Genomic DNA, 26140 nt, shown 5'->3' on the forward strand with positions numbered 1-26140 from the left:
ATGCAATATTTAGAAAAAGAAGAAATTAAAGAAATTCAACTAGCCCTGCTAGACTATATTGATGAGACTTGTAAGAAACATGATATTCCTTATTTTCTAAGTTATGGAACCATGCTTGGAGCTATCCGCCACAAAGGTATGATTCCCTGGGACGATGATATTGATATTTCCCTTTATCGTGAAGATTATGAGCGCTTATTGAAGATTATTGAGGAAGAAAATCACCCTCGCTACAAGGTTCTTTCCTACGATACCTCTTCTTGGTACTTCCATAATTTCGCATCGATTTTGGACACTTCTACTGTTATCGAAGACCATGTTAAGTACAAGCGCCATGACACCAGTCTCTTTATCGATGTCTTCCCAATTGATCGCTTTACAGATTTGAGCATTGTCGACAAGAGCTATAAGTATGTGGCTCTTCGTCAACTGGCTTATATCAAAAAATCACGCGCAGTTCACGGTGACAGCAAACTAAAAGATTTTCTTAGATTATGTAGCTGGTACGCTCTCAGATTTGTCAATCCGAGATACTTCTATAAGAAAATAGATAAGTTAGTTAAGAATAGTGTTGTAGAACAGCCGAAATATGAGGGAATGGTTGGAGTTGATAAAGAGGGAATGAAGGGTGTTTTCCAAATAAATACTTTCAAAGAGTTAATCTTAACAGAGTTTGAGGGAAGAATGTTACCAATTCCTAAAAATTATGATGTCTTTTTAACCCAAATGTATGGCGATTACATGACTTTTCCTTCAAAAAAAATGCAGGAGTGGTATAGTCATAGTATAAAAGCTTTTCGCAAGGTGGAGAAGTAATTCTGTTTTATGAGAGAACAAATCTTGTGAGTGTCTATTGAGGAGATTAGGACATTGATATTCTTATACAAGCTTGGACACAAAAAGGAGTTCTAGTTTACTAAGACCAATTTTTTATACATCAGCAGAAAATATTGCAAATTGTAGTCTGTATAGATGGTAAAGGAAAGTGTGATATACATGAAGAATATAATGATAAGAAATTTAATATTATTTAGTTTTCTTGTATGTCCTTTAAATATGGCTGCCAAATTATCCGCATCCACTTTATTAATGTAAAATCTAAGTCAGGGAGTTATACTATTCTTTTAGAAAGCTAAGGGTACTTTGTTTTAATTATGTGACTATTGATCCTTCTCGCTCCGTTAGGTGCGCGTCGAAGGTTATAGCCTAAAAACTTCAAATGCGATACAATAAAGTTGTTTCTGTAAATCGAAAAGTGAAAAAATATGGTACAAAAGTCTCATAGTTTATCGTACACAAAGTGGCGCTGTAAGTATCACATCTTATATAGACGAAAAGTAGTCTATAATCAATATCGAAGTAGTTTAAGCGAAGTATTTCATCGCTTGTGTAGTTATAAGGAAGTTGAAATTATCAGTTAGATTATGTACATATGTCAACTCTTTGTAAACTGTAGTGGGTTTAAGAAAAGCTAAGATCGAGAAAGGACACATTTTGTCCTTTCTTTTTTAAGTACGACGGGCATGTCGTGCATCTGAGGTGTAAGTCCTCCGTGGGCACCCGCTACTGGTGAACCCAATAGCGATTCCCAAGCCTGACTATCGTGAGGTAGCGGATTAAAACGGTCTGGGGATAGACCGTTTTAAGTCTGACGCTAGAAATAAGGAAGGGATAGCGAAATCGTGGCTCTACGAACAGGAACGTGATAGTAAGGCGTATATAGTGGATAAGGGGGCTTAAAACTCTAAAGTACAAAAAGGTAGTCGTAATCTATATGCGTAAATCACGAGAGTAATTGAATTCGGACTAAGGTTTGTGTGAAAAAGATAAATCTTCCTAGAGTCTAAAGACTCTGCGTCAGATTTCCTATTTTCACTGTAACCTTTTAACGTCCTCGTATCTTGTATAAACGAGGAAAGATGTACGACTTATCCCGTGAGGTCTCATGAGCGCTGAAAGCGTAGTAACAACGAATTATGAGAAGTCAGCCGAGCCCATAGTAGTGAGGAAGCTTCTGTAATGGAAGTGGAGCGAAGGGGTGACCAACTAATCGAAGTAATCCTACTTCACTTGTGTCTGTAAAACGAGCAGTTTTATAGAACTGGACTCTGTCACGTATTGACTGGGTGGCTGATAGACATTGTAGTGGTGTCTCAAGTCTTCTGAATAGCTCAAAAGCTTGCCTAGAATCTCTTTATTGGTTAAGTGCATGCGAAAAGTAGGGCGATAAAAACGTTTATCGCTAATTTTCCGACTATCCTGTTGGATGAGTTTCCAGTATCGCTTGATAGCCTTGTATTCATGAGATTTTCGTTCAAACTGATTCATGATTTGGACACGCACACGACTCATAGCACAGCTGAGATGTTGGACAATATGAAAGCGATCCAGAACGATTTTAGCACACGGAAAAAGCTGTTTAGCCAAGTCATAGTAAGGACTAAACATATCCATAGTAATGATTTTCACCTGACAACGAACGACTCTATCGTATCGAAGAAAGTGATTTCGGATGACAGCTTGTGTTCTTTCCTCAAGAACAGTGATGATATTAAGATTATCAAAATCTTGTGCAATGAAACTCATCTTTCCCTTGGTAAAGGAGTACTCATCCCAAGACATAATCTCAGGAAGACGAGAAAAATCATGATTAAAGTGAAAGTCATTGAGTTTTCGAATGACAGTTGAAGTTGAAATGGACAGCTGATGTGCAATATCAGTCATAGAAGTCTTTTCAATCAACTTTTGCTCAATTTTTATTGATGAGAGAAGTTTTGGAGAGGGTCATTTTCGAGCAATGATAGCACTTGAAACAGCTTTTCTAAGAAGGGGTTCTATTGGGGATACCAATTGTTTCAAGGTAAGGAATTTTAGACAATTTTTGAAACTCATATTTCTTAATTTGGCTAGCGCAATTAGGACGAGATAGAGCATCATTATCCAGTTTAGCGATGATTTCCTTGTGGGTATCCCTGTTAATTTAATTGTTCCATACGATTCTTTCTAATGATGGTTTGTTCATTTTTCATTCTAGATATTACGGAACTTTTTCTACAACAAATAGGCTTCATAATATCTATAGGGAATTTACCCACTGCAAATATTATAGTTCCCTATTTTCTTAATATAGAATCTAACTTGACAAAAACAAATGTTCATTGTATAATCGAATGGATAGAAATATTGAACGAAAGAGGTTAAGGATATGCTATCAGAAAAACAATTTAAACTTTTACGTTTTTTGTTGATTCACAAAGACGAAAACTTTACGCAGAGACAATTGGCTGAACAGCTAGATTTATCTTTAGGAACAGTCAATGCATTGGTTGGAAAACTTAAAGAAGAGAAGTGGATTGATGAGGAACATCACTTAAATGAACTAGGCAAGAACGTTTTAGAACCCTATCGAGTAGAAAATGCTATTATAATGGCTGCTGGAATGAGTAGTCGTTTTGCTCCTTTGTCTTATGAAATTCCCAAAGGATTGCTTCAAGTCAAGGGGGAACGCTTGATAGAGAGGCAAATCAGACAACTGCAAGAAGCAGGAATAGAAGATATAACCGTTATTGTAGGTTATCTACAAGAAAAAATGTTCTATCTGGAAGAAAAGTTTGGCGTTAAAATCGTTGTGAATAATGATTACTACAAATACAATAACTGTTCTTCTCTCATGCTAGTCAGAGATCAACTTTCCAACACTTATATCTGCTCTTCGGATAATTATTTTGTAGAAAATCCGTTTGAACGATACATTTACAGAGGTTATTATTCGACTATATTTGCAGAAGGGGACACAGACGAATACTGCTCTAAGGAAGATTCCAATCACACGATTATCGATATTCAAATCGGTGGGACGAATACTTGGGCTATGGTGGGGCACGTTTATTTTGATCGTGCATTTAGTGAAAAATTCGTAGATATTTTGGAAACTGAATTTAAACATGAGCCGTATCGCGAACAGCTCTGGGAAGATTATTATAGTCGTCACGTCAAAGAACTTCCTTTGGAAGCTCGGCATTATTCAGCAGACATTGTTAAGGAGTTTGATTCACTAGATGAGTTGCGTCAGTTTGATGAACACTATTTGGTGAATACTAATTCGGAAATCATTGATAACATCTGTAAGATATTAGGATGTATAGCTTCAGATATTGTCAATATTAAACCCCTAAAAGACGGTTTAACCAACACTTCGTTTTCATTTGACTTCCTAGGAAAGAAATATGTTTACCGTCATCCAGGTAGAGGAACGGAGAATTATATCGATCGTGCTAGCGAGGCAGCTTCCATGGAAATTGCTACAAAATTGAAGATTGACCGTACTTTTGTTGCTATGAACAAGGATGAGGGCTGGAAAATTTCAGAATTTATTCCTAACGCCAAGCAACTAGATTATGATAATTGGGATGATGTAGCAAAAGCAATGGAGCTCTTGAGACGCTTGCACCAATCTGGAGAAAAAACGGATCATTCTTTTGATCAATTTGAGGGAATTGATGATTTTAGACAAAAATTAAAAGCCAGCAATCGTTTTGAATTTGATGGGCTTGAAGAGTTGGATAAGAATGTCTCAGTTCTCGAGAAGCTTTTACAAGAAGATCAAGCGAAAAAGGTTCTCTGCCATGGAGATTCTTATAGCCCAAATTTCTTGTTGAATGAAGATGGCGAAATGAGCTTGATTGATTGGGAATATTCTGGTATGGGAGATCCAGCGGGAGATTTAGGGACCTTTATTGGATGTTCAAATTATACAGTGGAAGAAGCTGAAAAGGTACTTGAAATCTATCTACAAGAAGTTCCAGACAAGAAAACCAAACGTCACTATTTTGCCTATGTATCAGTGACTTCATATTATTGGTTCTTGTGGGCCCTGTTCCAAGAAAGCGTTGGAAAACCAGTAGGTGAATTTCTTTATATCTGGTATCGTTATACCAAGCAGTATGGAAAACTTGCATTAGATTTATACTTAGAGGATAATTAAGATGAAACCGACATCAGAAATTGAAGAATTAATAGCAAATGAAACGAAAAGAAGGCTAGAAGAAATGGAATCACCAAACTATGTGTTTGCCCAGCCATTTCTAAAAAGTGATTTTACTATAGTCATCGTCTTAGTTCTAATTAACCTTATTCTGATTATCCTAGCCATGACAGGAGGTATTCAATAAAATGTCCAAGATGAATGACTTCATTCAACAGGAGACCATAACGGGAATCGTTCCCATGACCAACAAGGATCGTCAGTATTCTTTCTGGGATCTCTTCCTATCGACAAGTGGTTTTGCCATCGCAACCTGGTGTTATACCCAAGGAGCCTATGTGGCTCAATATTTGACCTTTAATCAAATGTTGATTAATATTTTTAGTTTTAACATTATCTGGGTCTTTATTGAATGTCTCCCAATCTTGTTTGCAGTTAAATATGGAATTGATTTATGGATTTGGTTGAGAGCCGTTCTAGGTAAAAAAGGGGTGGCCATTCTATCAACCGTGATTAGTCTGGCGAATTTTGGTTGGTACGCCGTTACCGCTAATCTTTTTGCCAGCTCCATGATTCATTTGGCAAATAATTTTGGGCTTGGTTTAGACAAGGGAGTATGGGCACCGATTCTAGGCACCCTCTGTGTTCTCCTTGGAACGCTGATTGCTCTTGGGGGCCCAGATGTGATTAAAGGTACTAATCGCTTTCTGGTGGTTGCCTTGTTATTTGTTGGGCTAATCATCGTTGGAATCTGTTTTGTTGCGGTTCCGATTAGGGATATTATTAATGTCCAACCTGCCATCCAAGAAAATTTGACACCGATTGAACGTTTTATGATGTCAGGGGAAGGAAATGTGGCCGTAGCCTTTTCTTGGTCTACACAAGCCTTTGTCTTACCACGTTTGGCAAAATCAGAACGCAGTGGCTATTGGGCTACAGCTTTGTCATATGGGGTTGTTGCGCCATTCTTTGCTGCGACAGGTGGAGTCATGGCTCTAGCCATGTTTGTCAAAACAGGTGTTTATGAAAGTGATCCAACAACCATGCTATCAACTCTAAGCACACCTGCCTTTGCCCTTTTAAGTTTACTACTAGTAGCCTTTGCCAATATTGGAACCCAAGGGACAGGATCATACGTGAACTGTATGATTGTAAAAAGCGGGATGCCCAAAGTAAGCTATAAACTAATGGTTTGGATTGCCATGGTATACGTGAGCCTACTTACAATTTGGGGAGGAGTAGAAGAGTACTTCGGTTCCTTCATCTCACTAGCCGCTTATATTCAAGGCCCCATTATCGGAATGATCGTTGTCGACTACTTTATCTTGAGAAAACGAAAAGTCGATTTGCGTTCAGCCTATTTCCTTGAGGGACATAAAGCTTATGAGTTTACAAATGGCTTTAATCTGGTAGGATTATCTTGTGTAATCATTTCCTTGTTAGTTGCGGTACTATTTGTTTATAACCCTGTAACAAAGCACATCCAGAGTCCTATGTTCCTGCTCACAACTGGTAGTGGCTTCACTGCAATTTTTGGAGGTCTATTGTACTGGTTAGCTAGCTTAACTTGTTTAAAACGCTATATGCTCAAGGATAAAGATTCTGTTACGATTTAAGTTTAAGAGAGAACGTTGTGTACTACCCCAAAAAGTTGGAAAAATAATTATTGAAAGGATTTAGTTCTGTATTGCACAGGACTAAGTCCTTTTAGTTTGGCTCTTTGTCAACTGTAGTGGGTTGAAGAAAAGCTAAGCTCGAGAAAGGACACATTTCGTCCTTTCTTTTTTGATATTTAGGGCGATAAAAATCCGTTTTTTGAAGTTTTCAAAATTCCGAAATCCAAAGGCATTGCGCTTGATAAGTTTGATGAGATTATTGGTGGCTTCCAGTTTGGCGTTGGAATAGAGTAGTTGAAGGGCGTTGGCAATCTTCTCTTTATCCTTTAGGAAGGTTTTAAAGACAGTCTGAAAAAGAGGATGAACCTGCTTTAGATTGTCCTCAATAAGTCCGAAGAATTTGTCAGGTTCCTTGTTCTGAAAGTGAAAAAGCAAGAGTTGATAGAGATTGTAGTGGCGTTTTCTAAGGAGAATTCTAGTAGGCATACCAGTTGTTTCGAGGTAAGGGATCTTAGACGGTTTTTGAAAGTCATATTTCTTCATTAGACTTCCACAATCAGGGCAAGATGGAGCCTCATAATCCAGTTTAGCGATGATTTCTTTGTGGGTATCCCTATTGATGATGTCTATAATTTGGATATTAGGGTCTTTAATATCGAGTAGTTTTGTGATAAAATGTAATTGTTCCATATGATTCTTTCTAATGATGGTTTTGTCGCTTTTCATTATAGATCTTATGGGACTTTTTTTCTACAACAAAATAGGCTCCATAATATCTATAGGGGATTTACCCACTACGAATATTATAGAGACATTTTTATATTAGTAAGTACAAGATTGAGTGCATAGTGGAATGTTTTATCTTTTGTGATAAAAAGTATCAAGAGATAGTAGATTCCACAAGTTGCAATAGTCGAGAGAACCATGAGGATTATATTGAGGTTGACTGTATAAGAGTTGATTTGAAAAAGGAATTTAAATGTGAAATAGATGGGAATGAATCCGAGCGATACAATAGTATAGCGTGTTAAAGTAGTAAAGATTTCTTTTAAGTCAAGTAGATGATGTTTCTTGATAAAGTAAATTTCTAGTAGAACAACTACGGTTTCTGCAATAATAGTAGTAGCAATGTAATACTCTGGTGCAAAAATATTATTGAAATACAAGAGACTGTTGAGTAGGATATTGGCACCGCCACCAATAAAGTAAAAGGCTGTTAAACGATTTTCGTGGTCGTTGATGAAGATAATTTGTTTACCAAGGATTAACTCAATGGCCCAAATGATAGTCCGAAAAGCGAAGACACTAGTCACAATACCAGCTTCAAGGTATTTTTCAGAAGAGTAGATGACAGTTGCGTAGTTCCCTAATACCATAATCCCAATACTGGTTTGAATGATGAGGAAGTAAAAGAGGGCAGCGCCTTGATTTAGAAGATTCTTATAGGACTCGTAGTCTTTCTTACCGAGATAGTAGCCGAGACGTGGAATACTGACATTGATAGCTCCACTCAGGACACTGGCAATCAACATGACGATGCTGGAAGCAATGGTGTAATAAGAAATATAGTTTTCATCAGGCCCTTTGGTGATAAACATTCTATCAAGCAATGTGTAGAGCATATTGGCATTAGCTAGAAGCAACATGGTCAAGAGCGGTTTAGATGCTTTGACTAATTCGACAAGACCAATCTTAACAAAGGAAACTTCTCGCTTAATCCAGAGAAAGCTGAGTAGATAGTTGAGAATCGTCGTTGCACTCATAATGATTGCATAAGGTACGATATCATTTGGAGTTTTTACAAAGGTGAAGATAGCGACCAACATGGCAATACGAATAACCAATGTTTTGTATAAGATGAATGCATAATTTTCATAAGCTTCATTCATCCACTCGATATAAAGGAATTGGAAGAGAGCCTGGACACCAAGTATATAGTAGAGTTCTTTCAAATTTTCAATACTATTATCCAGATAAATAAATAGGAAATAGATACTTGTTGTTGGAACAGATGTAATAATGGAGATATAGAATAACTTAGAGAAAACATAGTTGATTTTATTTTTATCATCCTTGACCTTACTGATAGCTCGAATCCCGTAGTTGTAGATTCCAAATGCGGCTAAAGGAATGACAAAGCTAGCCCAGGTATTGGCGGTATTGAAATAACCGTAATTGGATTTGCTGAGAATCCGTGTCAGATAAGGATTGGTTATCAGAGGAAAAACGATATTGAGAACATTGACTAGTAAGCTAGCCAGTGCATTAATTTTTATATTTTTCATTGTACTTTCTTGTATTGTAAAATGGTCTCTAGTATTATATCACATTCTCGCTTCATTCTTTTGATAAAATGGTAAAAATCTAGTATAATAGATAGAACTGAAAGTATGAGGTTACTAGCAATGAAAATGAAACAAATTAGTGATACAACTTTGAAAATTACGATGTCTTTAGAGGATTTGATGGATCGTGGCATGGAGATTGCTGACTTTCTCGTTCCTCAAGAAAAAACGGAAGAATTCTTTTATGCTATCTTGGATGAGTTAGAGATGCCTGATAGCTTTCTGGATACAGGCATGTTGAGTTTCCGTGTAACTCCAAAACCTGATAAGGTCGATGTCTTTGTAACCAAATCAAAGATTGATCAAAATCTAGATTTTGAAGACTTATCGGATTTACCAGATATGGAAGAATTGGCTCAAATGTCGCCTGATGAGTTTATTAAAACCTTAGAAAAAAGCATCTCAGAAAAGACTAAGGATGATATCGAAGCGATTCAATCTCTAGAGCAAGTCGAAGCCAGGGAAGAAGAGCAGGAGCAGGCTGAACAAGAAGTTGAAAGCAAGAAAGAGCCTTACATCTACTACATCCTTTCTTTTTCTAAGTTAGCTGATTTGGTGGCTTTTTCAAAGACAGTGACTTTTGAGATGGAAACTTCTGAACTCTACAAGATGAATGAGCGCTATTATTTGACCATTTTAGTGGATATTGAAAATCATCCAAGTCCATATCCAGCTTGGCTGTTGGCTCGTATGCGCGAGTTTGCAGACGATAGTGATATCAGTCGTTCAGTCTTACAAGAGTATGGCCAAGTCTTGATGAATCACGATGCAGTGATCAATCTGCAAAAGATTGGCTAATCCTTTCTGGAAAGTTATTTATAGATTTTAAGAAGAGCGAATCGTCTGATTCGTTTTTTTCTTTTCTAGACTGAAATAGTGAATTACTATAATAGGAATTTTCACAAAATTCTGTTATAATGGCTATATTAGAAAATTTCGAGGAGACAAACATGACAGTTAAAATTGCTTTACTAGGATTTGGTACCGTTGCAAGTGGTGTGCCCTTCCTCCTAAAGGAAAATGGAGAAAAAATCAATCAATCAGCGCATTCAGATATTGAAGTTGCCAAGGTATTGGTCAAGGATGAAGATGAAAAGAATCGCTTGCTTGCAGCAGGGAATGACTTTAACTTTGTAACCAATGTGGATGACATTTTATCAGACCAAGACATTACGATTGTAGTGGAATTGATGGGACGTATCGAACCTGCTAAAACCTTTATCACTCGTGCCTTGGAGGCTGGCAAACACGTTGTTACTGCTAATAAGGACCTTTTGGCTGTCCATGGTGCAGAATTGTTAGAAATCGCTAAAGCTAACAAGGTAGCACTTTACTATGAAGCAGCAGTAGCTGGTGGGATTCCAATTCTTCGTACCTTGGCAAATTCATTGGCTTCTGATAAAATCACGCGAGTGCTTGGTGTAGTTAATGGAACTTCCAACTTCATGATGACCAAGATGGTGGAAGAAGGCTGGTCTTACGATGATGCTCTTGCGGAAGCACAAAGACTTGGATTTGCAGAAAGCGACCCTACAAATGATGTAGATGGAATTGATGCAGCCTACAAGATGGTGATTTTGAGCCAATTTGCCTTTGGCATGAAGATTGCTTTTGATGATGTAGCCCACAAGGGAATTCGCAACATCACACCAGAAGATGTAGCTGTAGCTCAAGAGCTTGGTTATGTAGTGAAATTGGTTGGTTCTATCGAGGAAACTCCTTCAGGAATTGCTGCAGAAGTGACTCCAACCTTCCTTCCTAAAGCGCACCCACTTGCCAGTGTGAATGGAGTAATGAACGCTGTCTTTGTAGAATCTATCGGTATTGGTGAGTCTATGTACTATGGACCAGGTGCTGGTCAAAAACCAACTGCTACAAGTGTGGTGGCGGATATTGTCCGTATCGTTCGTCGCCTGAATGATGGTACCATTGGCAAAGACTTCAATGAATACAGCCGTGACTTGGTCTTGGCTAATCCAGAAGATGTCAAAGCAAATTACTACTTCTCAATCTTGGCTCCAGACTCAAAAGGTCAGGTCTTGAAACTTGCTGAAATCTTTAATGCTCAAGATATTTCCTTCAAGCAAATCCTCCAAGATGGCAAAGATGGTGACAAGGCGCGTGTCGTTATCATTACACACAAGATTAATAAAGCCCAGCTTGAAAATGTCTCAGCTGAATTGAAGAAGGTTTCAGAATTCGACCTCTTGAATACCTTCAAGGTGCTAGGAGAATAAGATGAAGATTATTGTACCTGCAACCAGTGCCAATATCGGGCCAGGTTTTGACTCGGTCGGTGTAGCTGTAACCAAGTATCTTCAAATCGAGGTCTGTGAAGAACGAGATGAGTGGTTGATTGAACACCAGATTGGCAAATGGATTCCTCATGACGAGCGTAATCTCTTACTCAAAATCGCTTTGCAAATTGTACCAGACTTGCAGCCAAGACGCTTGAAAATGACCAGTGATGTTCCCTTGGCACGTGGTTTGGGTTCTTCCAGCTCGGTTATTGTTGCTGGGATTGAACTAGCCAACCAACTAGGGAATCTCAACTTGTCAGACCATGAAAAATTGCAGTTAGCGACCAAGATTGAAGGGCATCCAGACAATGTGGCTCCAGCCATTTATGGTAATCTCGTTATTGCAAGTTCCGTTGAAGGTCAAGTCTCTGCTATCGTAGCAGACTTCCCAGAGTGTGATTTCCTAGCCTACATTCCAAACTATGAATTGCGTACTCGAGACAGCCGTGGTGTCTTGCCTAAGAAATTGTCCTATAAGGAAGCTGTTGCAGCTAGTTCTATCGCCAATGTGGCAGTTGCAGCCTTGTTGGCAGGAGACATGGTGACCGCTGGGCAAGCAATCGAGGGAGACCTCTTTCACGAGCGCTATCGTCAGGACTTGGTGAGAGAATTTGCGACGATTAAGCAAGTGGCCAAAGATAATGGTGCCTATGCAACCTACCTCTCTGGTGCCGGGCCGACAGTTATGGTCTTAGCTTCTCATGACAAGATACCAGCGATTAAGGCAGAATTAGAAAAGCAACCTTTCAAAGGAAAACTGCATGACTTGAAAGTTGATACCCAAGGTGTCCGTGTCGAAGCAAAATAAAGAATAGAAGATAGGATGGGGAAACTCTCGACCGGAGGGCTTCCTATCCTTTTTTTTGAAAAGAAGCCTAATTAAAAACTTGATAAAGGAGAAATAAAGATGGCAGAAATTTATCTAGCAGGTGGTTGTTTTTGGGGCCTAGAGGAATATTTTTCACGCATTTCTGGAGTTCTAGCAACCAGTGTCGGCTACGCTAATGGACAAGTCGAAACGACCAATTACCAACTGCTCAAGGAAACAGACCATGCAGAAACGGTTCAAGTGATTTACGATGAGAAGGCAGTCTCACTCAGAGGAATTCTGCTCTATTATTTCCGAGTCATCGATCCCCTGTCTGTTAACCAGCAGGGAAATGATAGTGGTCGCCAATATCGAACTGGGATTTATTATCAAGATGAAGCAGATTCACCAGCTATCTACACTGTGGTACAGGAGCAGGAGCGCATGCTGGGTCGAAAGATTGCAGTAGAGGTGGAGAAACTTCGCCACTACATTTTGGCTGAAGATTACCACCAAGACTATCTTAAGAAAAATCCTTCAGGTTACTGTCATATCGATGTGACCGATGCTGATAAACCATTGATTGATGCCTCTAACTATGAAAAGCCTAGTCAAGAGGTGTTAAAGGGCAGTTTGTCTGAAGAATCCTATCGTGTTACCCAAGAAGCTGCTACAGAGGCTCCATTTACCAATGCCTATGACCAAACCTTTGAAGAGGGAATTTATGTAGACATTACGACGGGTGAGCCACTATTTTTTGCCAAGGATAAGTTTGCCTCAGATTGTGGTTGGCCAAGTTTTAGCCATCCGATTTCAAAAGAGTTGATTCACTATTACAAGGACCTGAGTCATGGAATGGAGCGAATTGAGGTTCGTTCTCGATCAGGAAATGCTCACTTGGGTCATGTTTTCACAGATGGACCGCGTGAGTTAGGTAGTCTCCGTTACTGTATCAATTCTGCCTCTCTGCGCTTTGTGGCCAAGGATGAGATGGAAGAAGCAGGATATGGCTATCTACTGCCATATTTAAACAAATAAAATTGAGAGGGTGGGAGCTTCCCACTTTCTTCATTTCCAGAATAAGAATAGAAGGGATTTATGAAACACCTATTATCTTACTTCAAACCTTACATCAAGGAATCAATTTTAGCACCCTTGTTCAAGCTACTAGAAGCTGTGTTTGAGCTCTTAGTTCCTATGGTGATTGCTGGGATTGTTGACCAATCCTTGCCCCAGAAAAATCAAGGTCATCTCTGGATGCAGATTGGCTTTCTCCTTATCTTTGCAGTGATTGGTGTTGTAGTGGCTTTGGTAGCTCAATTTTACTCAGCTAAGGCTGCGGTTGGATTTGCCAAAGAATTGACAAACGACCTCTATCGTCATATTCTTTCATTGCCCAAGGATAGCAGAGATCGTTTGACCACTTCTAGCTTGGTCACTCGCTTGACTTCGGACACTTACCAGATTCAGACTGGGATCAATCAATTCCTGCGTCTCTTTTTACGAGCGCCTATTATCGTTTTTGGTGCCATTTTTATGGCCTATCGAATCTCAGCTGAGCTGACTTTCTGGTTCTTGGTCATGGTTGTCATTTTGACCGTCGTCATTGTAGGCCTTTCTCGGTTAGTCAATCCTCTCTACAGCAGTCTTAGAAAGAAAACGGACCAACTGGTTCAGGAAACACGTCAGCAATTACAAGGAATACGGGTTATTCGTGCTTTTGGACAAGAAAAACGAGAGTTACAGATTTTTCAAACTCTTAACCTAGTCTATGCTAGATTACAAGAAAAGACAGGTTTTTGGTCTAGTTTATTAACACCTCTGACCTATCTGATTGTTAATGGGACCCTCCTTATTATTATCTTGCAGGGATATGTTTCAATTCAAGGAGGATTGCTAAGTCAGGGTGCTCTCATTGCCCTTATCAACTATCTCTTACAGATTTTGGTGGAATTGGTCAAGCTAGCCATGCTGATAAATTCTCTCAACCAGTCCTATATCTCAGCTAAGCGAATTGAGGAAGTCTTTGCCGAAGCTCCAGAAGACATCCATTCAGAATTAGAACAAAAGCAAGTTACCAGCAATCAGGTTTTACAAGTTCAAGAACTGACCTTTACCTATCCTGATGCGGCCCAGCCTTCTCTGAGAGACATTTCCTTTGCTATGCAGCAAGGGCAAATCCTTGGTATCATTGGGGGAACAGGTTCTGGTAAATCAAGTTTGGTGCAACTCATTCTTGGACTTTATCCAGTAGACAAGGGGAGCATTGACCTTTATCGAGATGGATCTGGTCCTCTTAATTTGGAGCAGTGGCGGTCTTGGATTGCCTATGTGCCCCAAAAAGTCGAACTCTTTAAAGGAACCATTCGTTCCAACTTGACTCTAGGTTTACATAAAGAAGTAAGAGACCAAGAGCTTTGGCAGGCCTTGGAAATTGCACAAGCCAAGGATTTTGTCAGTGATAAGGAAGGACTCTTGGATGCTCTAGTTGAGGCAGGAGGACGAAATTTTTCAGGTGGACAAAAACAAAGGCTGTCTATCGCACGAGCAGTCTTGCGCCAGGCTCCGTTTCTCATCTTAGATGATGCGACCTCGGCCCTCGACACCATTACCGAGTCCAAGCTCTTGAAAGCTATCCGAGAAAATTTACCAAATACAAGTTTAATCTTAATCTCTCAACGAACCTCGACTTTACAGATGGCTGACCAGATTCTCCTCTTAGAAAAAGGAGAGCTCCTAGCTATCGGCAAGCACGAGGACTTGATGAAGTCCAGTCAAGTTTATCGCGAAATCAATGCATCCCAACATGGAAAGGAGGACTAGCATGAGACGACAAACTGCAAACCAGACGCTCAAACGTTTGGCCAAAGATTTAGCAAGCCATCCCTTCCTCCTTTTCCTAGCCTTTCTAGGAACTATTGTCCAGGTTGCCTTATCAATCTACCTACCTATTCTGATTGGGCAGGTCATTGACCAGGTCCTAGTGGCTGGTTCTTCGCTAGTTTTTTGGCAGATTTTCCTCCAGATGATCTTGGTGGTCATAGGAAATACCCTTGTACAGTGGGTCAATCCTCTTCTCTATAATCGCCTAATCTTCTCTTATACCAGAGACTTGCGAGAGCAAATCATCCATAAGCTCCATCGTTTACCGATTGCCTTTGTGGATCGACAAGGAAGTGGAGAGATGGTTAGTCGTGTAACTACGGATATAGAACAGTTATCAGCTGGTTTGACCATGATTTTTAACCAATTTTTCATCGGCGTCTTGATGATTTTGGTTAGTATTCTAGCCATGCTTCAAATTCATCTCCTCATGACTCTCTTAGTCTTGCTGTTGACGCCACTGTCTATGGTGATTTCACGCTTTATTGCCAAACGCTCCTATCATCTCTTCCAGAAGCAAACAGAGACGAGGGGCATTCAGACTCAGTTGATTGAAGAATCGCTTAGCCAGCAGACCATTATCCAGTCCTTTAATGCTCAGACAGAGTTTATCCAAAGACTGCACGAGGCGAATGCCAACTACTCAGGCTATTCTCAGTCAGCCATCTTTTATTCATCAACGGTTAATCCTTCAACTCGCTTTGTCAATGCACTCATTTATGCGCTTTTAGCTGGAGTAGGAGCTTATCGTATCATGATGGGTTCAACCTTGACCATCGGTCGTTTAGTAACCTTTTTGAACTATGTTCAGCAATACACCAAGCCTTTTAATGATATTTCTTCAGTTCTAGCCGAATTGCAAAGTGCTCTGGCTTGTGCAGAGCGCGTCTATGCTGTCTTAGAAAGTCCTGAGGTGGCTGAAAGTGGCAAGGCGGTCTTGACCAGTGACCAAGTTAAGGGAGCTATTTCCTTTAAACATGTCTCTTTTGGTTATAATCCTGAAAAGATTTTGATTAAGGATTTATCTATTGATATTCCAGCTGGTAGCAAGGTAGCCATCGTTGGTCCGACAGGTGCTGGCAAGTCAACTCTTATCAATCTCCTCATGCGGTTTTATCCGATTAACTCAGGAGATATCTTGTTAGATGGTCGTTCCATTTACGACTATATCCGAGCGTCATTGAGACAGCAGTTTGGCATAGTGCTCCAAGAAACCTGGCTCAAGCAAGGGACCATTCATGACAATATTGCCTTTGGCACTCCTGATGCTAGTCGGGAGCAAGTGATTGCTGCTGCCAAAGCAGCCAATGCCGACTTTTTCATCCAACAGTTACCTCAAGGCTATGATACAAAGCTAGAAAATGCTGGAGAATCTCTCTCTGTCGGTCAGGCTCAGCTCTTGACCATTGCCCGAGTCTTTCTGGCTATTCCAAAGATTCTCATCTTAGACGAGGCGACTTCTTCCATCGATACACGGACAGAAGTGCTAGTTCAGGATGCCTTTGCCAAACTCATGAAGGGGCGCACAAGCTTTATCATTGCCCACCGCTTGTCTACCATTCAGGATGCGGATATGATTCTAGTCTTAGTGGATGGCGACATTGTTGAGTATGGAAACCATCAGGAACTCATGGCTCGAAAGGGCAAGTATTATCAAATGCAGCAAGCTACAGCTTTTAGCTCTGAATAAGCCATTCTCTTTTGAAAGTTTATGGACGAAAAAAGTTGCCTTCGGGTGACTTTTTTGTTACAATAGCTAGAAAAATTATTCACTGTAATACTCAATGAAAATCAAAGAGCAAATTAGGAAGCTAGTCGCAGGTTGCTCAAAGCACTGCTTTGAGGTTGTAGATAAGACTGACGAAGTCAGCTCAAAACACTGTTTTGAGGTTGTAGATAAGACTGACGAAGTCAGCTCAAAACACTGTTTTGAGGTTGTGGATAGAACTGACGAAGTCTGTAACCATACCTACGGCAAGGTGAATCTGAAGTGGTTTGAAGAGAGTATAAATTGTCTTTTAGAAAAGGAGCCTATAATGAAAGTCTTTCAGCATGTAAATATCGTGACTTGTGACCAAGATTTCCATGTTTATTTGGATGGAATCTTAGCAGTTAAAGATTCTCAAATCGTCTATGTCGGTCAAGAGAATTCAGAGATTTTAGAGCAAGCTGAGCAGATTATAGACTATCAGGGGGCCTGGATTATGCCTGGTTTGGTCAATTGTCACACCCATTCTGCTATGACAGGATTGCGAGGAATTCGGGATGACAGCAATCTCCATGAATGGCTCAATGACTATATCTGGCCAGCAGAAGCTGAGTTTACTCCCGACATGACTACTAAGGCGGTCAAAGAAGCTCTGACAGAGATGCTCCAGTCAGGAACAACAACCTTTAATGATATGTATAATCCTAATGGTGTAGATATTGAGCAAATTTATCAGGTAGTGAAAGATTCTAAGATGCGTTGTTATTTCTCACCGACTCTTTTTTCTTCAGAGGCAGAGACAACTGCTGAAACTATAAGCAGAACTCGAGCAATCATTGAGGAAATTATTGGATATAAAAATCCAAATTTCAAGGTGATGGTAGCCCCACATTCTCCCTACAGCTGTAGTAGAGACTTGCTGGCGGAAAGCTTAGATATGGCAAAAGAGTTGAATATTCCTCTCCATATCCATGTGGCGGAGACCAAGGAGGAGTCAGGCATTATCCTGAAACGATACGGCAAACGTCCCCTCGCCTTTTTAGAAGAACTGGGTTACTTAGTGCATCCGTCTGTCTTTGCTCACGGGGTAGAATTAAACGAGAAAGAAATTGAACGCTTGGCAACTTCTCAAGTGTCTATTGCTCACAACCCTATCAGTAACCTCAAATTGGCCTCAGGAATCGCTCCCATCATCCAACTGCAAAAAGCAGGAGTAGCAGTTGGAATTGCGACAGATTCAGTTGCTTCCAACAACAACCTTGATATGTTTGAGGAAGGACGAACAGCAGCTCTCTTACAGAAAATGAAGAGTGGAGATGCCAGCCAGTTTCCAATCGAAACAGCTCTCAAGGCACTGACAATCGAAGGGGCTAAGGTTCTAGGAATGGAAAATCAGATAGGAAGTCTAGAAGTCGGCAAGCAAGCAGATTTTCTCGTTATTCAACCACAAGGCAAAATTCATCTCCAACCTCAGGAAAATATGCTTTCTCACCTCGTCTATGCTGTTAAATCCAGTGATGTTGATGATGTTTATATCGCTGGAGAACAGGTTGTCAAGCAAGGTAAAGTTTTGACGGTAGAACTTTAAAAGAAAAATCACGAAAAAATTTTAAAAAAAGTTTGCAAAAATCTTGCATTCTTTTTTTGACTATGCTATACTTATATACGGTTTGAAAAAACTGCCTAAGACAGTAGGGGAGCTCGACTCATAAGTATCCTACCGAGGACAAAACGTATCATGTAAAAAGAAGCGTATTGTACTTTCGTGTCTAGGTTTGGGCGCGTTTTTCTTTTGGAAAAATTCCCCAAGCAAAATAATAACGGAGGTGAACACACTAATGAGTGAAGCAATTATTGCTAAAAAAGCGGAACTAGTTGACGTAGTAGCTGAAAAAATGAAAGCTGCTGCATCTATCGTCGTTGTTGACGCTCGTGGTTTGACAGTTGAGCAAGATACAGTTCTTCGTCGTGAGCTTCGTGGAAGCGAAGTTGAGTACAAAGTCATTAAAAACTCAATCTTGCGTCGTGCAGCTGAAAAAGCTGGTCTTGAAGATCTTGCATCTGTATTTGTTGGACCATCTGCAGTAGCATTTTCTAACGAAGATGTTATCGCACCAGCGAAAATCTTGAACGACTTTTCTAAAAACGCTGAAGCACTTGAAATCAAAGGTGGTGCAATCGAAGGCGCTGTCGCATCTAAAGAAGAGATTCTTGCACTTGCAACTCTTCCAAACCGCGAAGGACTTCTTTCTATGCTCCTTTCTGTACTTCAAGCGCCAGTGCGCAACGTTGCTCTTGCAGTCAAAGCGGTTGCAGACAACAAAGAAGACGCAGCTTAATCTTAAGCTACGCAGCGTAGCCTAGCTACGAAAATCTATTATAAATTTAAAACATATTTGGAGGAAATAACAATGGCATTGAACATTGAAAACATTATTGCTGAAATTAAAGAAGCTTCAATCCTTGAATTGAACGACCTTGTAAAAGCTATCGAAGAAGAATTTGGTGTAACTGCAGCTGCTCCTGTAGCTGTTGCTGCAGCTGGTGCTGCTGACGCTGGTGCTGCTAAAGATTCATTCGACGTTGAATTGACATCTGCAGGCGACAAAAAAGTTGGCGTTATCAAAGTTGTACGTGAAATCACAGGTCTTGGTCTTAAAGAAGCTAAAGAACTTGTTGACGGTGCACCAGCACTTGTTAAAGAAGGCGTTGCAACTGCAGAAGCTGAAGAAATCAAAGCTAAATTGGAAGAAGCTGGAGCTTCAGTTACTCTTAAATAAGAGGCATATACCAATTAGAAATCGGAATACTATAGTATCAGCCTTTTAGAATCGTGAACACATTTTAGAAACTGATAAATTAATTTAGTTTCCTACCAAAAACCCTACCAAAAATTAATTTGGCAGGGTTTTTCTTTTTAACAAATTTATCGTGGAGAACAATTGAATATTGTTCTCCTTTTTTTATTTTCAGGAGGGAAAATGACAAAAGAATTACAATCATCACGCTATATTGTCATTTCATTTTTAGTACGTGAAATGGGAATTGATATTGTTGAAGCCATCTCTCTGATGGCTGAATTAGAAAAAAGTGACTTGGTTCGATTGGAATCAAGTGGAGATTTAATACTCAAAGAACTAGGAGGAGCGCTATGAAACGAATTATCGCAAATCAATACCAAACTTCAGAACGGTATTATAAATTACCTAAAATTCTTTTTGAGGATGAGAAATATATGGATATGAAATTAGAAGTAAAGGTGGCTTATTCTATTTTAAAAGATCGTTTAGAATTATCTCTTAGTCGTGGTTGGATAGATGAAGAAGGGGCGGTTTATTTAGTATTTTCTAATTCTAAACTGATGAGGCTGTTAGGTTGTTCGAAGTCAAAATTACTGTCTATCAAAAAAATTCTTAAAGAATATGACTTAATTGATGAAGTTCAACAGTCTTCAAGTGAGAAAGGAAGACTAGCTAATAAGATTTATTTAGGGGAGTTATCTTCTACCCCAGTAGCTAATTCAAACAGGCCTAGTGTTAAAAAAAGACTAGGGCAGGTTGAAATTGAAACGGGGCCCGTCTCACATTCAGCCCCTAGTGAGACTGAAGTTAGTGAGACTAAATATAGTGAGACTGATTCTTTATTTATTGAGGATGAGGAGGATAGGAATACTCAACCTATCTTGAAAAGAAAAGTAGAAAAGGTTACATTTCTTTATCATTTTTAACCTTGCTTTACTTGTCTTAGCATGCTGGACAGGATACAAGTGGAAGAGGGGATAGAAAATAATCTGAACAAGTTCAAAACTTATTCTATTTTTTAGGACATGAAAAATTTTAGAAATTGATTCTTTCTTAAATTTGAATTTCACTAGTAGTGTAAAGAAGATTTTTTCTCTGAATAAAATCTGAATTTTCTCTGATACAATCTCAAATGTCAAGGTTCAATAATTGTTGTTTCAGTAGGTGACGATGGTCTAGATTAAAATAATCAAGAAGCATTGAAACATTACGTTGGAGAACTTAAGGGGGAGGATTATTCACATATAGATGGGAAAGTTATGGTTATTTCTGCTGGATATGTAATGACATTGACGGCACTCAAATTAGATTATTAAATATTACGAATTTTGTTCAAGATAGTGTAGAATAGATTTGTACTAGTTTTTAAAAATATAATTTAAAAAATAAAGAACAATTACAAATTGATGTATTGAGACTATTCTTTCTCAAGAATACGGAGCTTTACAGGTAGTTCTCTAAAATATTTTGAGGTGATAGAATGTATAAGATATTAGTTGTAGATGACGATTTTGAAATTTTGAAACTGATGCGAACTATTTTAGAGATGAAAAACTATCAGGTAACGACGTATCAAGAAGTCACCGTACCAATCAATATTAATAATTTCAAAGGATTTGATTTGATTTTATTAGATGTAATGATGCCTAATATAGATGGTATGCAAATTTGTAAGCAGATTAGAAATAAAGTAAGCTCCCCTATTATTTTTGTTAGTGCAAAAGACACCGAAGATGATATAGTATCAGGATTGAATTTAGGAGGAGATGACTATATTACAAAACCTTTCAGCATCAATCAATTAATTGCCAAAGTTGCTGCAAATCTCAAACGAGAAGAACGATACAAACAAGGTGAATTAAGTAACCAAATTGTTCGAGAATTATCCCCAATAACGATTTATTTACAAGAAAAAATTGTTTGTATTAATGGAGATAGTCTTGCTTTTACAAGTAGGGAATATGATATCATAGAGCTATTATCTAGCAATCCAAGAAAAATTTTTACTGTACAAGATATATATGAAAATGTTTATGATGATGATGCTGAAACCCTCTTTCGTTCAATATCTGAGTATATCTATCAAATAAGATTAAAATTCTCATCGTATGGAATTAATCCTATAAAAACAGTTAGAGGTATGGGATACAAGTGGCATGAGTAAGAAGAGTACAATTAGAGGGCGAATAATAAGGACTGTTTTAGAACTAGTAACAGGTACGTTACTGAGTATACTTTTATTTTTTATATTTACTTATTTACTTGTTTTTACTGGACAATTAAATGTATACGGCTCTAAAATGGAAATTTCAGTGAGTGATACCAGCAATTTAAGTGATGTAGTCCAAGCAATGAATAGCTCTATATTTGACTATGTTGTATTTAATCGCAAGACAGGTACAATTGAAGAGGGCAACTATCAAAAAAAGGATTTGCCTGCCTATCGAGAAGTTTTTGCTAAAAATGAATCTATAAGTAATGATGCAGTGTATTATGGGTATTACGCTAATTCAGAGATTGTACTTACTGTCAGGCAACCCATGATACCTGAGTTTGTTAATCCGAATTTGCGTCACATTTCATTTAATCTATTTTCTTATTTATTTTTCTTCGTTATCGAAATAATTTTACTCATTTGGTCACTTACAAGATTAATAAAAGAATTTTCAAATAATTTTCTCCTCATACAAAAAAAGACTTTAAACATGGGACAGTTAACATTTAAAGATAAATACATTCCTGCTCAAATACAAGAGTTCGATGAAATTCTTTCTGTATTATATCAAAAGGACGACGAGTTAACTAATTTACTCAAATTAGAGAGAAGGGAGAAGGAAGATTTATCTTTTCAAGTTGGTGCATTAGCTCATGATGTAAAAACTCCTTTAACAGTACTAAAGGGAAATTTAGAGTTGCTTGAATTAACTAACTTGACTGACCAACAGAAGGAATACACTCAGTCAATGAATAACAGTATAGTAGTTTTTGAAAGATACTTTAGTTCAATGATTGATTATTCAAGATTACTAATTGAAGATAAAGATTATGGAGAACAGATACATTTATCCGAATTTTTAAGTGAGCTGTCAGTAGAAGCGAAATCTGTATTGAATAATGCAAAGGTTGATTTCAAAATTATTAATACTACAACATTAATATTTTTTAAGGGAAATCGCTTTAATTTAAATCGGGCATTAATTAACATTTTAGCAAATGCAGCAAGATATAGTTCTGGAGAAAAAAAAGTTACGCTTACTATCATTGAGGAAACAGAGTATATTAATTTCGTAGTGTGGAATAATGGTCTGCCTTTTACTGAACAGTCCTTGTTAAATGCAGATAAGTTATTTTATACTGAGAATAAAGGTAGGAATAATAAGCACTATGGTTTAGGGTTAGCATTTGCTAAACAAGTTGCAACTAGACATTTAGGAGAATTGTTTTTATCAAATCCAGATAGAGGTGGCGCTCAAGTGACGTTGCTTATTAAAAAATAATTCTGTAAGGATATATTAGATAGCTTCCATATAACAGTTATGTATAAAAATAGATGGTTTTCTAAATTGAGGACTGTCTATTTTTTTAATTTTGTAAAATTGGAAATTCTGAACAAATTTTGAAAAATAAAGTATAACATATAAGTATAAAACAAGGAGGAATTATAGTTATGAATATACAAGTTCAAAAACTTAGAAAATCATATAAGGATAGAGAAGTACTGAAAAATATTTCTTTTGAAATAAAAGAGGGGAGTATTTGTGGATTATTAGGTATCAATGGTGCAGGAAAATCAACAATTATGAAGATTATTTTTGGTCTTGAAAACGCTGATAGTGGTACGGTTATTTTTAATGGGGGAAAAAATGCGAGCATATATGAGATTGGAGCGCTTATTGAAACTCCTGCTATCTATATGAACTTATCTGCATTTGATAATTTAAAAACTAGAGCATTGTTATATGACATTTCTGACGAACGAATTAATGAAGTATTAAACTTGATTGGGCTATCTAATACGGGAAAGAAAAAAGCAGGAAGCTTTTCTTTAGGTATGAAACAACGTTTGGGATTAGGTATGGCAATAATTACTAGTCCAGATTTGCTCATTTTAGATGAACCTACCAATGGATTGGATCCAGATGGTATAAAGGAATTGTTGAATTTAATGATTTCTTTAAAGAAATCAGGAATGACAATTCTTTTATCTAGCCATCAACTGTATGAAGTTAGTAAAGTGGCAGATAAAGTTGTTATTTTACATGATGGTCAAATTTTTTACGATGGTTCGAATGTTCAAAGTGATGATTTAGAATCTTTATTTATAAGAATTGTTCATGGAGGTGACGCAATATGATAAAAATATTTAAATCAGAATGGTTAAAACAGCGAAAAAATACATCCAAAAAATTCTTGATAATAGCTCCTGGATTGTCGATTTTAATAGCTGTATTACTTGTTGGACCGAGTATTCTAGAAAGTTTTTCAATATATTGGTGGGAAGCCGTCTTTTTGTACACGCTTATTGGATTGTTATTTTTATATGATTATAAAGCAGAAGAAGCTGCAGGAAACTTCCAGAATATATACTTTCGAAATGATAGCATAAAAATATATATCGTAAAGATACTTTTAAAATTAAAAGATTTACTCATTTCGAACGTATGGTTTTTAGCTATATTATTATTTACAAGTAATTTTTTGTATGGCGACTTAATATCATTGAATATAATTGGTGACTTAATTTGTTTAGTACTTATTTCGATAACATCCATATGGGTATTGCCACTCTTGTATCTATTTTCGAAACGGATCAACCCCTATATCTTAGTATCTATTAACTCCTTGATTTGTTTTTTGGTTGCACCTTTTATCGCTCAAAGTAGCTTTTGGTTCTTCTTTCCTTTTACATATCATTATAAAATTGCTTATAGTCTTATGTATATAAAACCGTCAGGAGATTTAGATTTAACAAATCATGTAACAGACGTTAAAATGGTAGTATTTACCGTATTTCTATCATTGATTCTATTTATTGTTTCTTTGTTAATGTTAAATTGGAGGTTAAGTAATGATCCAATTGCTAAAAAGTGAAATGATTAAATTTAAAGGTTCGTATCAACTATACATTATTTTGATTTTGTCTACTATACAACTATTGACAATTCCAATTTACATATTATCTGTAAATAACACAATTGTATTGGAAAATATTATCTTTTTACCCATGTTAGGCTATTGTATGATAACTACGATAATCACTTTATTAGTATCTGAACAAGAAATCAATGCTAATAATTATCAGAATATTAGGAGCGGGAGAAATATATCTAGTATATGGGGAGCGAAACTTTTTGTGTTAGATTTACTATTATCTTTACTCACTATTCCTTTATGGGTAGTTGTAGGTATAGAGTTAGAACACTTTTCATATTATTTTTACGTAGGAATAGTTAGTTGGTTATTACTAATATTGCTAAATCATTTCCACATGCTATTGACATTGTTTATTGCGAAAGGTGGCAATTTACTTATTGCTGTTGTAGAAAGTTTATTTATATTATTTGCAACAAATAAAGTTTTTCTTAATATTTTTTGGATTCCAGTAATTTTACCAGTTAATATAATTTTAGAAAATAATTTTAGAAGCACAACTAATTTATTAGCTTTAACTTTTTATGTTGTATTATTGTTTGTTGCTAATTTAGTAGTTGTAAGCAGAAAAGGTGTTTAATTATATACTATGATTGAAATGAAGGGAGTGTTAAATTTTTGGATGGAAGTTTGGGAATTGTTTTGACTTTACTTCATATCCAAAATAAGTCTGTAAAGACATATTGGAGAGAGGCGTTATTGATTTTTGATAATTTAACTATAGAAAATTAGGAGGAGAACTATGAAATTCAAAAAAATCTATCTTTCCGTAATTTTTTTCTTAAGTTTACTTGGATTGACTGGATGCACATATGAGAAGTATGATGTTAAATTTCTCGACTCAAGTTATAATCGATTTGATTATAAAGGAGAGCATTATGGTGTAACTAATCAATTAATTTTATATGAAGATATTGAAAGTAAAGTAAGCAATCATTATGATATTTATGAAATATCTTACGATGATTCCAATAATGAAATAAAGAATGATTTATTGGAGATTGGTGACTTATATCAGACCAAGAATAGAGAATTTGCCATAAAAATTGATAGTACTTTCTATAAATGTAGACTACTTGATAATATTTCTAAAGAAGAACTACTAAAAGTTTCTGACTTATTTAATGTTCGCTTAGTAGGAGGATTTGCTATCAATGAGCAAGAAGCCAGAGAGTTGAAGGTAGGGGAACAATCGTTTACAATTACTGAAGAAATTATTCCCAAAGAAGAGCTTAGTGCTACAGTTGCTAACTTAGATAATCAAGTGAAGTCAGTCACTAGATTATCAGGGGAGCACGAAAGTTGGAAATATGGAGAAATTTGTTCTTTAAAAAATCAGTCTATCCATGAGAAAGTAGCAGTTAAATTGAATGGAGAATATCATTTGGCTTTCTTAAGAAGTTAAACTGGGCAAAAAGTCTTTAAAAGAAAAAACGCCAAATAATAGAGCGAATACATTAGTAGCTTAAAGACATGATTAAACCGCTATTCTTAGGAGTAGTGGTTTTTCTTTTTGTTCAAGAAGGGGTAAAAAAGGGGGCGAG

Annotated in this window: 22 protein-coding genes, 3 pseudogenes and 1 other annotated feature; of the genes and pseudogenes, 22 read left to right on the top strand and 3 right to left on the bottom strand. The window is 37.3% G+C overall.

Going from position 1 to position 26140, the window contains the following annotated elements; all coding sequences use genetic code 11:
- Positions 1 to 816: a phosphorylcholine transferase LicD gene (locus ACAM22_RS03290; RefSeq protein ID WP_261052152.1), complete on the top strand. Its 816-nt coding sequence runs from the start codon at positions 1 to 3 to the stop codon at positions 814 to 816.
- Between the two features lie 449 nt (positions 817 to 1265).
- Positions 1266 to 1415 (top strand): annotated as a pseudogene (locus ACAM22_RS03295) (IS200/IS605 family transposase); the annotation flags it as partial.
- A 715-nt stretch (positions 1416 to 2130) separates the two neighbouring features.
- On the opposite strand, the pseudogene ACAM22_RS03300 reads toward ACAM22_RS03295, so the two are convergent.
- A pseudogene (locus ACAM22_RS03300) lies at positions 2131 to 3022 on the bottom strand (transposase); the annotation flags it as partial.
- A gap of 183 nt (positions 3023 to 3205) precedes the next feature.
- Here ACAM22_RS03300 and ACAM22_RS03305 point away from each other — a divergent pair.
- The 3 genes from ACAM22_RS03305 to ACAM22_RS03315 are packed head-to-tail and all read left to right on the top strand — an operon-like array spanning position 3206 to position 6600.
- Positions 3206 to 4984: a phosphotransferase gene (locus ACAM22_RS03305; protein ID WP_369606945.1), complete on the top strand. Its 1779-nt coding sequence runs from the start codon at positions 3206 to 3208 to the stop codon at positions 4982 to 4984.
- A 1-nt stretch (position 4985) separates the two neighbouring features.
- A complete protein-coding gene (locus ACAM22_RS03310) occupies positions 4986 to 5171 on the top strand; it encodes a hypothetical protein (protein WP_060805305.1) in 186 nt (61 codons plus the stop codon).
- A gap of 1 nt (position 5172) precedes the next feature.
- Positions 5173 to 6600, top strand: a complete 1428-nt coding sequence (locus ACAM22_RS03315) for a cytosine permease (RefSeq protein ID WP_261052162.1) — start codon at positions 5173 to 5175, stop codon at positions 6598 to 6600.
- A 132-nt stretch (positions 6601 to 6732) separates the two neighbouring features.
- Here ACAM22_RS03315 and ACAM22_RS03320 read toward each other — a convergent pair whose 3' ends face one another.
- Together ACAM22_RS03320 and ACAM22_RS03325 are read right to left on the bottom strand one after the other, a co-directional pair.
- A complete protein-coding gene (locus ACAM22_RS03320) occupies positions 6733 to 7290 on the bottom strand; it encodes a transposase (RefSeq protein ID WP_261052166.1) in 558 nt (185 codons plus the stop codon).
- A gap of 113 nt (positions 7291 to 7403) precedes the next feature.
- The gene (locus ACAM22_RS03325) at positions 7404 to 8885 is read right to left on the bottom strand and encodes an oligosaccharide flippase family protein (protein WP_261052172.1); all 1482 of its coding nucleotides are present in this window, start codon (positions 8883 to 8885) and stop codon (positions 7404 to 7406) included.
- 120 nt (positions 8886 to 9005) lie between these two features.
- On the opposite strand from ACAM22_RS03325, the gene mecA reads away from it, so the two are divergent.
- The 17 genes and pseudogenes from mecA to ACAM22_RS03410 all read left to right on the top strand — a co-directional run bounded on the left by mecA (position 9006) and on the right by ACAM22_RS03410 (position 26001).
- Positions 9006 to 9743, top strand: a complete 738-nt coding sequence (gene mecA, locus ACAM22_RS03330) for an adaptor protein MecA (RefSeq protein WP_049550643.1) — start codon at positions 9006 to 9008, stop codon at positions 9741 to 9743.
- A gap of 152 nt (positions 9744 to 9895) precedes the next feature.
- Positions 9896 to 11182, top strand: a complete 1287-nt coding sequence (locus ACAM22_RS03335; protein ID WP_369606946.1) for a homoserine dehydrogenase — start codon at positions 9896 to 9898, stop codon at positions 11180 to 11182.
- A 1-nt stretch (position 11183) separates the two neighbouring features.
- On the top strand, positions 11184 to 12053 hold the full coding sequence (thrB, locus tag ACAM22_RS03340) for a homoserine kinase (RefSeq protein WP_369606947.1): 870 nt from the start codon (positions 11184 to 11186) through the stop codon (positions 12051 to 12053).
- Between the two features lie 99 nt (positions 12054 to 12152).
- Positions 12153 to 13091 (top strand): peptide-methionine (R)-S-oxide reductase MsrB, encoded by a 939-nt coding sequence (gene msrB, locus ACAM22_RS03345; protein WP_369606948.1) that lies wholly within the window; start codon positions 12153 to 12155, stop codon positions 13089 to 13091.
- A 60-nt stretch (positions 13092 to 13151) separates the two neighbouring features.
- On the top strand, positions 13152 to 14876 hold the full coding sequence (locus tag ACAM22_RS03350; RefSeq protein WP_265471752.1) for an ABC transporter ATP-binding protein: 1725 nt from the start codon (positions 13152 to 13154) through the stop codon (positions 14874 to 14876).
- A gap of 1 nt (position 14877) precedes the next feature.
- Entirely contained in the window at positions 14878 to 16626 is a 1749-nt protein-coding gene (locus tag ACAM22_RS03355; protein WP_261052188.1) for an ABC transporter ATP-binding protein, read from the top strand.
- A 346-nt stretch (positions 16627 to 16972) separates the two neighbouring features.
- A complete protein-coding gene (locus ACAM22_RS03360; protein WP_261054138.1) occupies positions 16973 to 18232 on the top strand; it encodes a TRZ/ATZ family protein in 1260 nt (419 codons plus the stop codon).
- A 76-nt stretch (positions 18233 to 18308) separates the two neighbouring features.
- Positions 18309 to 18444 (top strand) — a sequence feature (ribosomal protein L10 leader region).
- 38 nt (positions 18445 to 18482) lie between these two features.
- On the top strand, positions 18483 to 18983 hold the full coding sequence (gene rplJ, locus ACAM22_RS03365; RefSeq protein ID WP_001287277.1) for a 50S ribosomal protein L10: 501 nt from the start codon (positions 18483 to 18485) through the stop codon (positions 18981 to 18983).
- A 72-nt stretch (positions 18984 to 19055) separates the two neighbouring features.
- Positions 19056 to 19424 carry a 50S ribosomal protein L7/L12 gene (gene rplL, locus ACAM22_RS03370; protein ID WP_001196965.1) on the top strand — a complete coding sequence of 123 codons (369 nt, stop codon included), beginning with the start codon at positions 19056 to 19058 and terminating at the stop codon, positions 19422 to 19424.
- A gap of 201 nt (positions 19425 to 19625) precedes the next feature.
- Positions 19626 to 19799, top strand: a complete 174-nt coding sequence (locus tag ACAM22_RS03375) for a hypothetical protein (protein WP_078934316.1) — start codon at positions 19626 to 19628, stop codon at positions 19797 to 19799.
- Positions 19796 to 20353: pseudogene (locus tag ACAM22_RS03380) on the top strand (replication initiator protein A); the annotation flags it as partial. The gene ACAM22_RS03375 and the pseudogene ACAM22_RS03380, both read left to right, overlap by 4 nt.
- 572 nt (positions 20354 to 20925) lie before the next feature.
- The gene (locus tag ACAM22_RS03385) at positions 20926 to 21609 is read left to right on the top strand and encodes a response regulator transcription factor (protein WP_369606949.1); all 684 of its coding nucleotides are present in this window, start codon (positions 20926 to 20928) and stop codon (positions 21607 to 21609) included.
- Positions 21602 to 22942, top strand: coding sequence for a sensor histidine kinase (locus tag ACAM22_RS03390; protein ID WP_369606950.1), 1341 nt, complete (start codon positions 21602 to 21604; stop codon positions 22940 to 22942). The genes ACAM22_RS03385 and ACAM22_RS03390 overlap by 8 nt, the downstream gene beginning before the upstream one ends.
- Before the next feature lie 170 nt (positions 22943 to 23112).
- On the top strand, positions 23113 to 23799 hold the full coding sequence (locus ACAM22_RS03395; protein ID WP_265471749.1) for an ABC transporter ATP-binding protein: 687 nt from the start codon (positions 23113 to 23115) through the stop codon (positions 23797 to 23799).
- The gene (locus tag ACAM22_RS03400) at positions 23796 to 24536 is read left to right on the top strand and encodes a hypothetical protein (RefSeq protein WP_000590350.1); all 741 of its coding nucleotides are present in this window, start codon (positions 23796 to 23798) and stop codon (positions 24534 to 24536) included. The genes ACAM22_RS03395 and ACAM22_RS03400 overlap by 4 nt, the downstream gene beginning before the upstream one ends.
- Positions 24514 to 25176, top strand: a complete 663-nt coding sequence (locus ACAM22_RS03405; protein ID WP_265471748.1) for an ABC transporter permease — start codon at positions 24514 to 24516, stop codon at positions 25174 to 25176. The genes ACAM22_RS03400 and ACAM22_RS03405 overlap by 23 nt, the downstream gene beginning before the upstream one ends.
- A 162-nt stretch (positions 25177 to 25338) precedes the next feature.
- Positions 25339 to 26001: a NisI/SpaI family lantibiotic immunity lipoprotein gene (locus tag ACAM22_RS03410; protein ID WP_203180565.1), complete on the top strand. Its 663-nt coding sequence runs from the start codon at positions 25339 to 25341 to the stop codon at positions 25999 to 26001.
- Positions 26002 to 26140: the final 139 nt, after the last annotated feature.

Origin of the sequence: Streptococcus sp. SN-1, assembly GCF_041154385.1 — a bacterium.
Taxonomy (GTDB): domain Bacteria; phylum Bacillota; class Bacilli; order Lactobacillales; family Streptococcaceae; genus Streptococcus; species Streptococcus mitis_CT.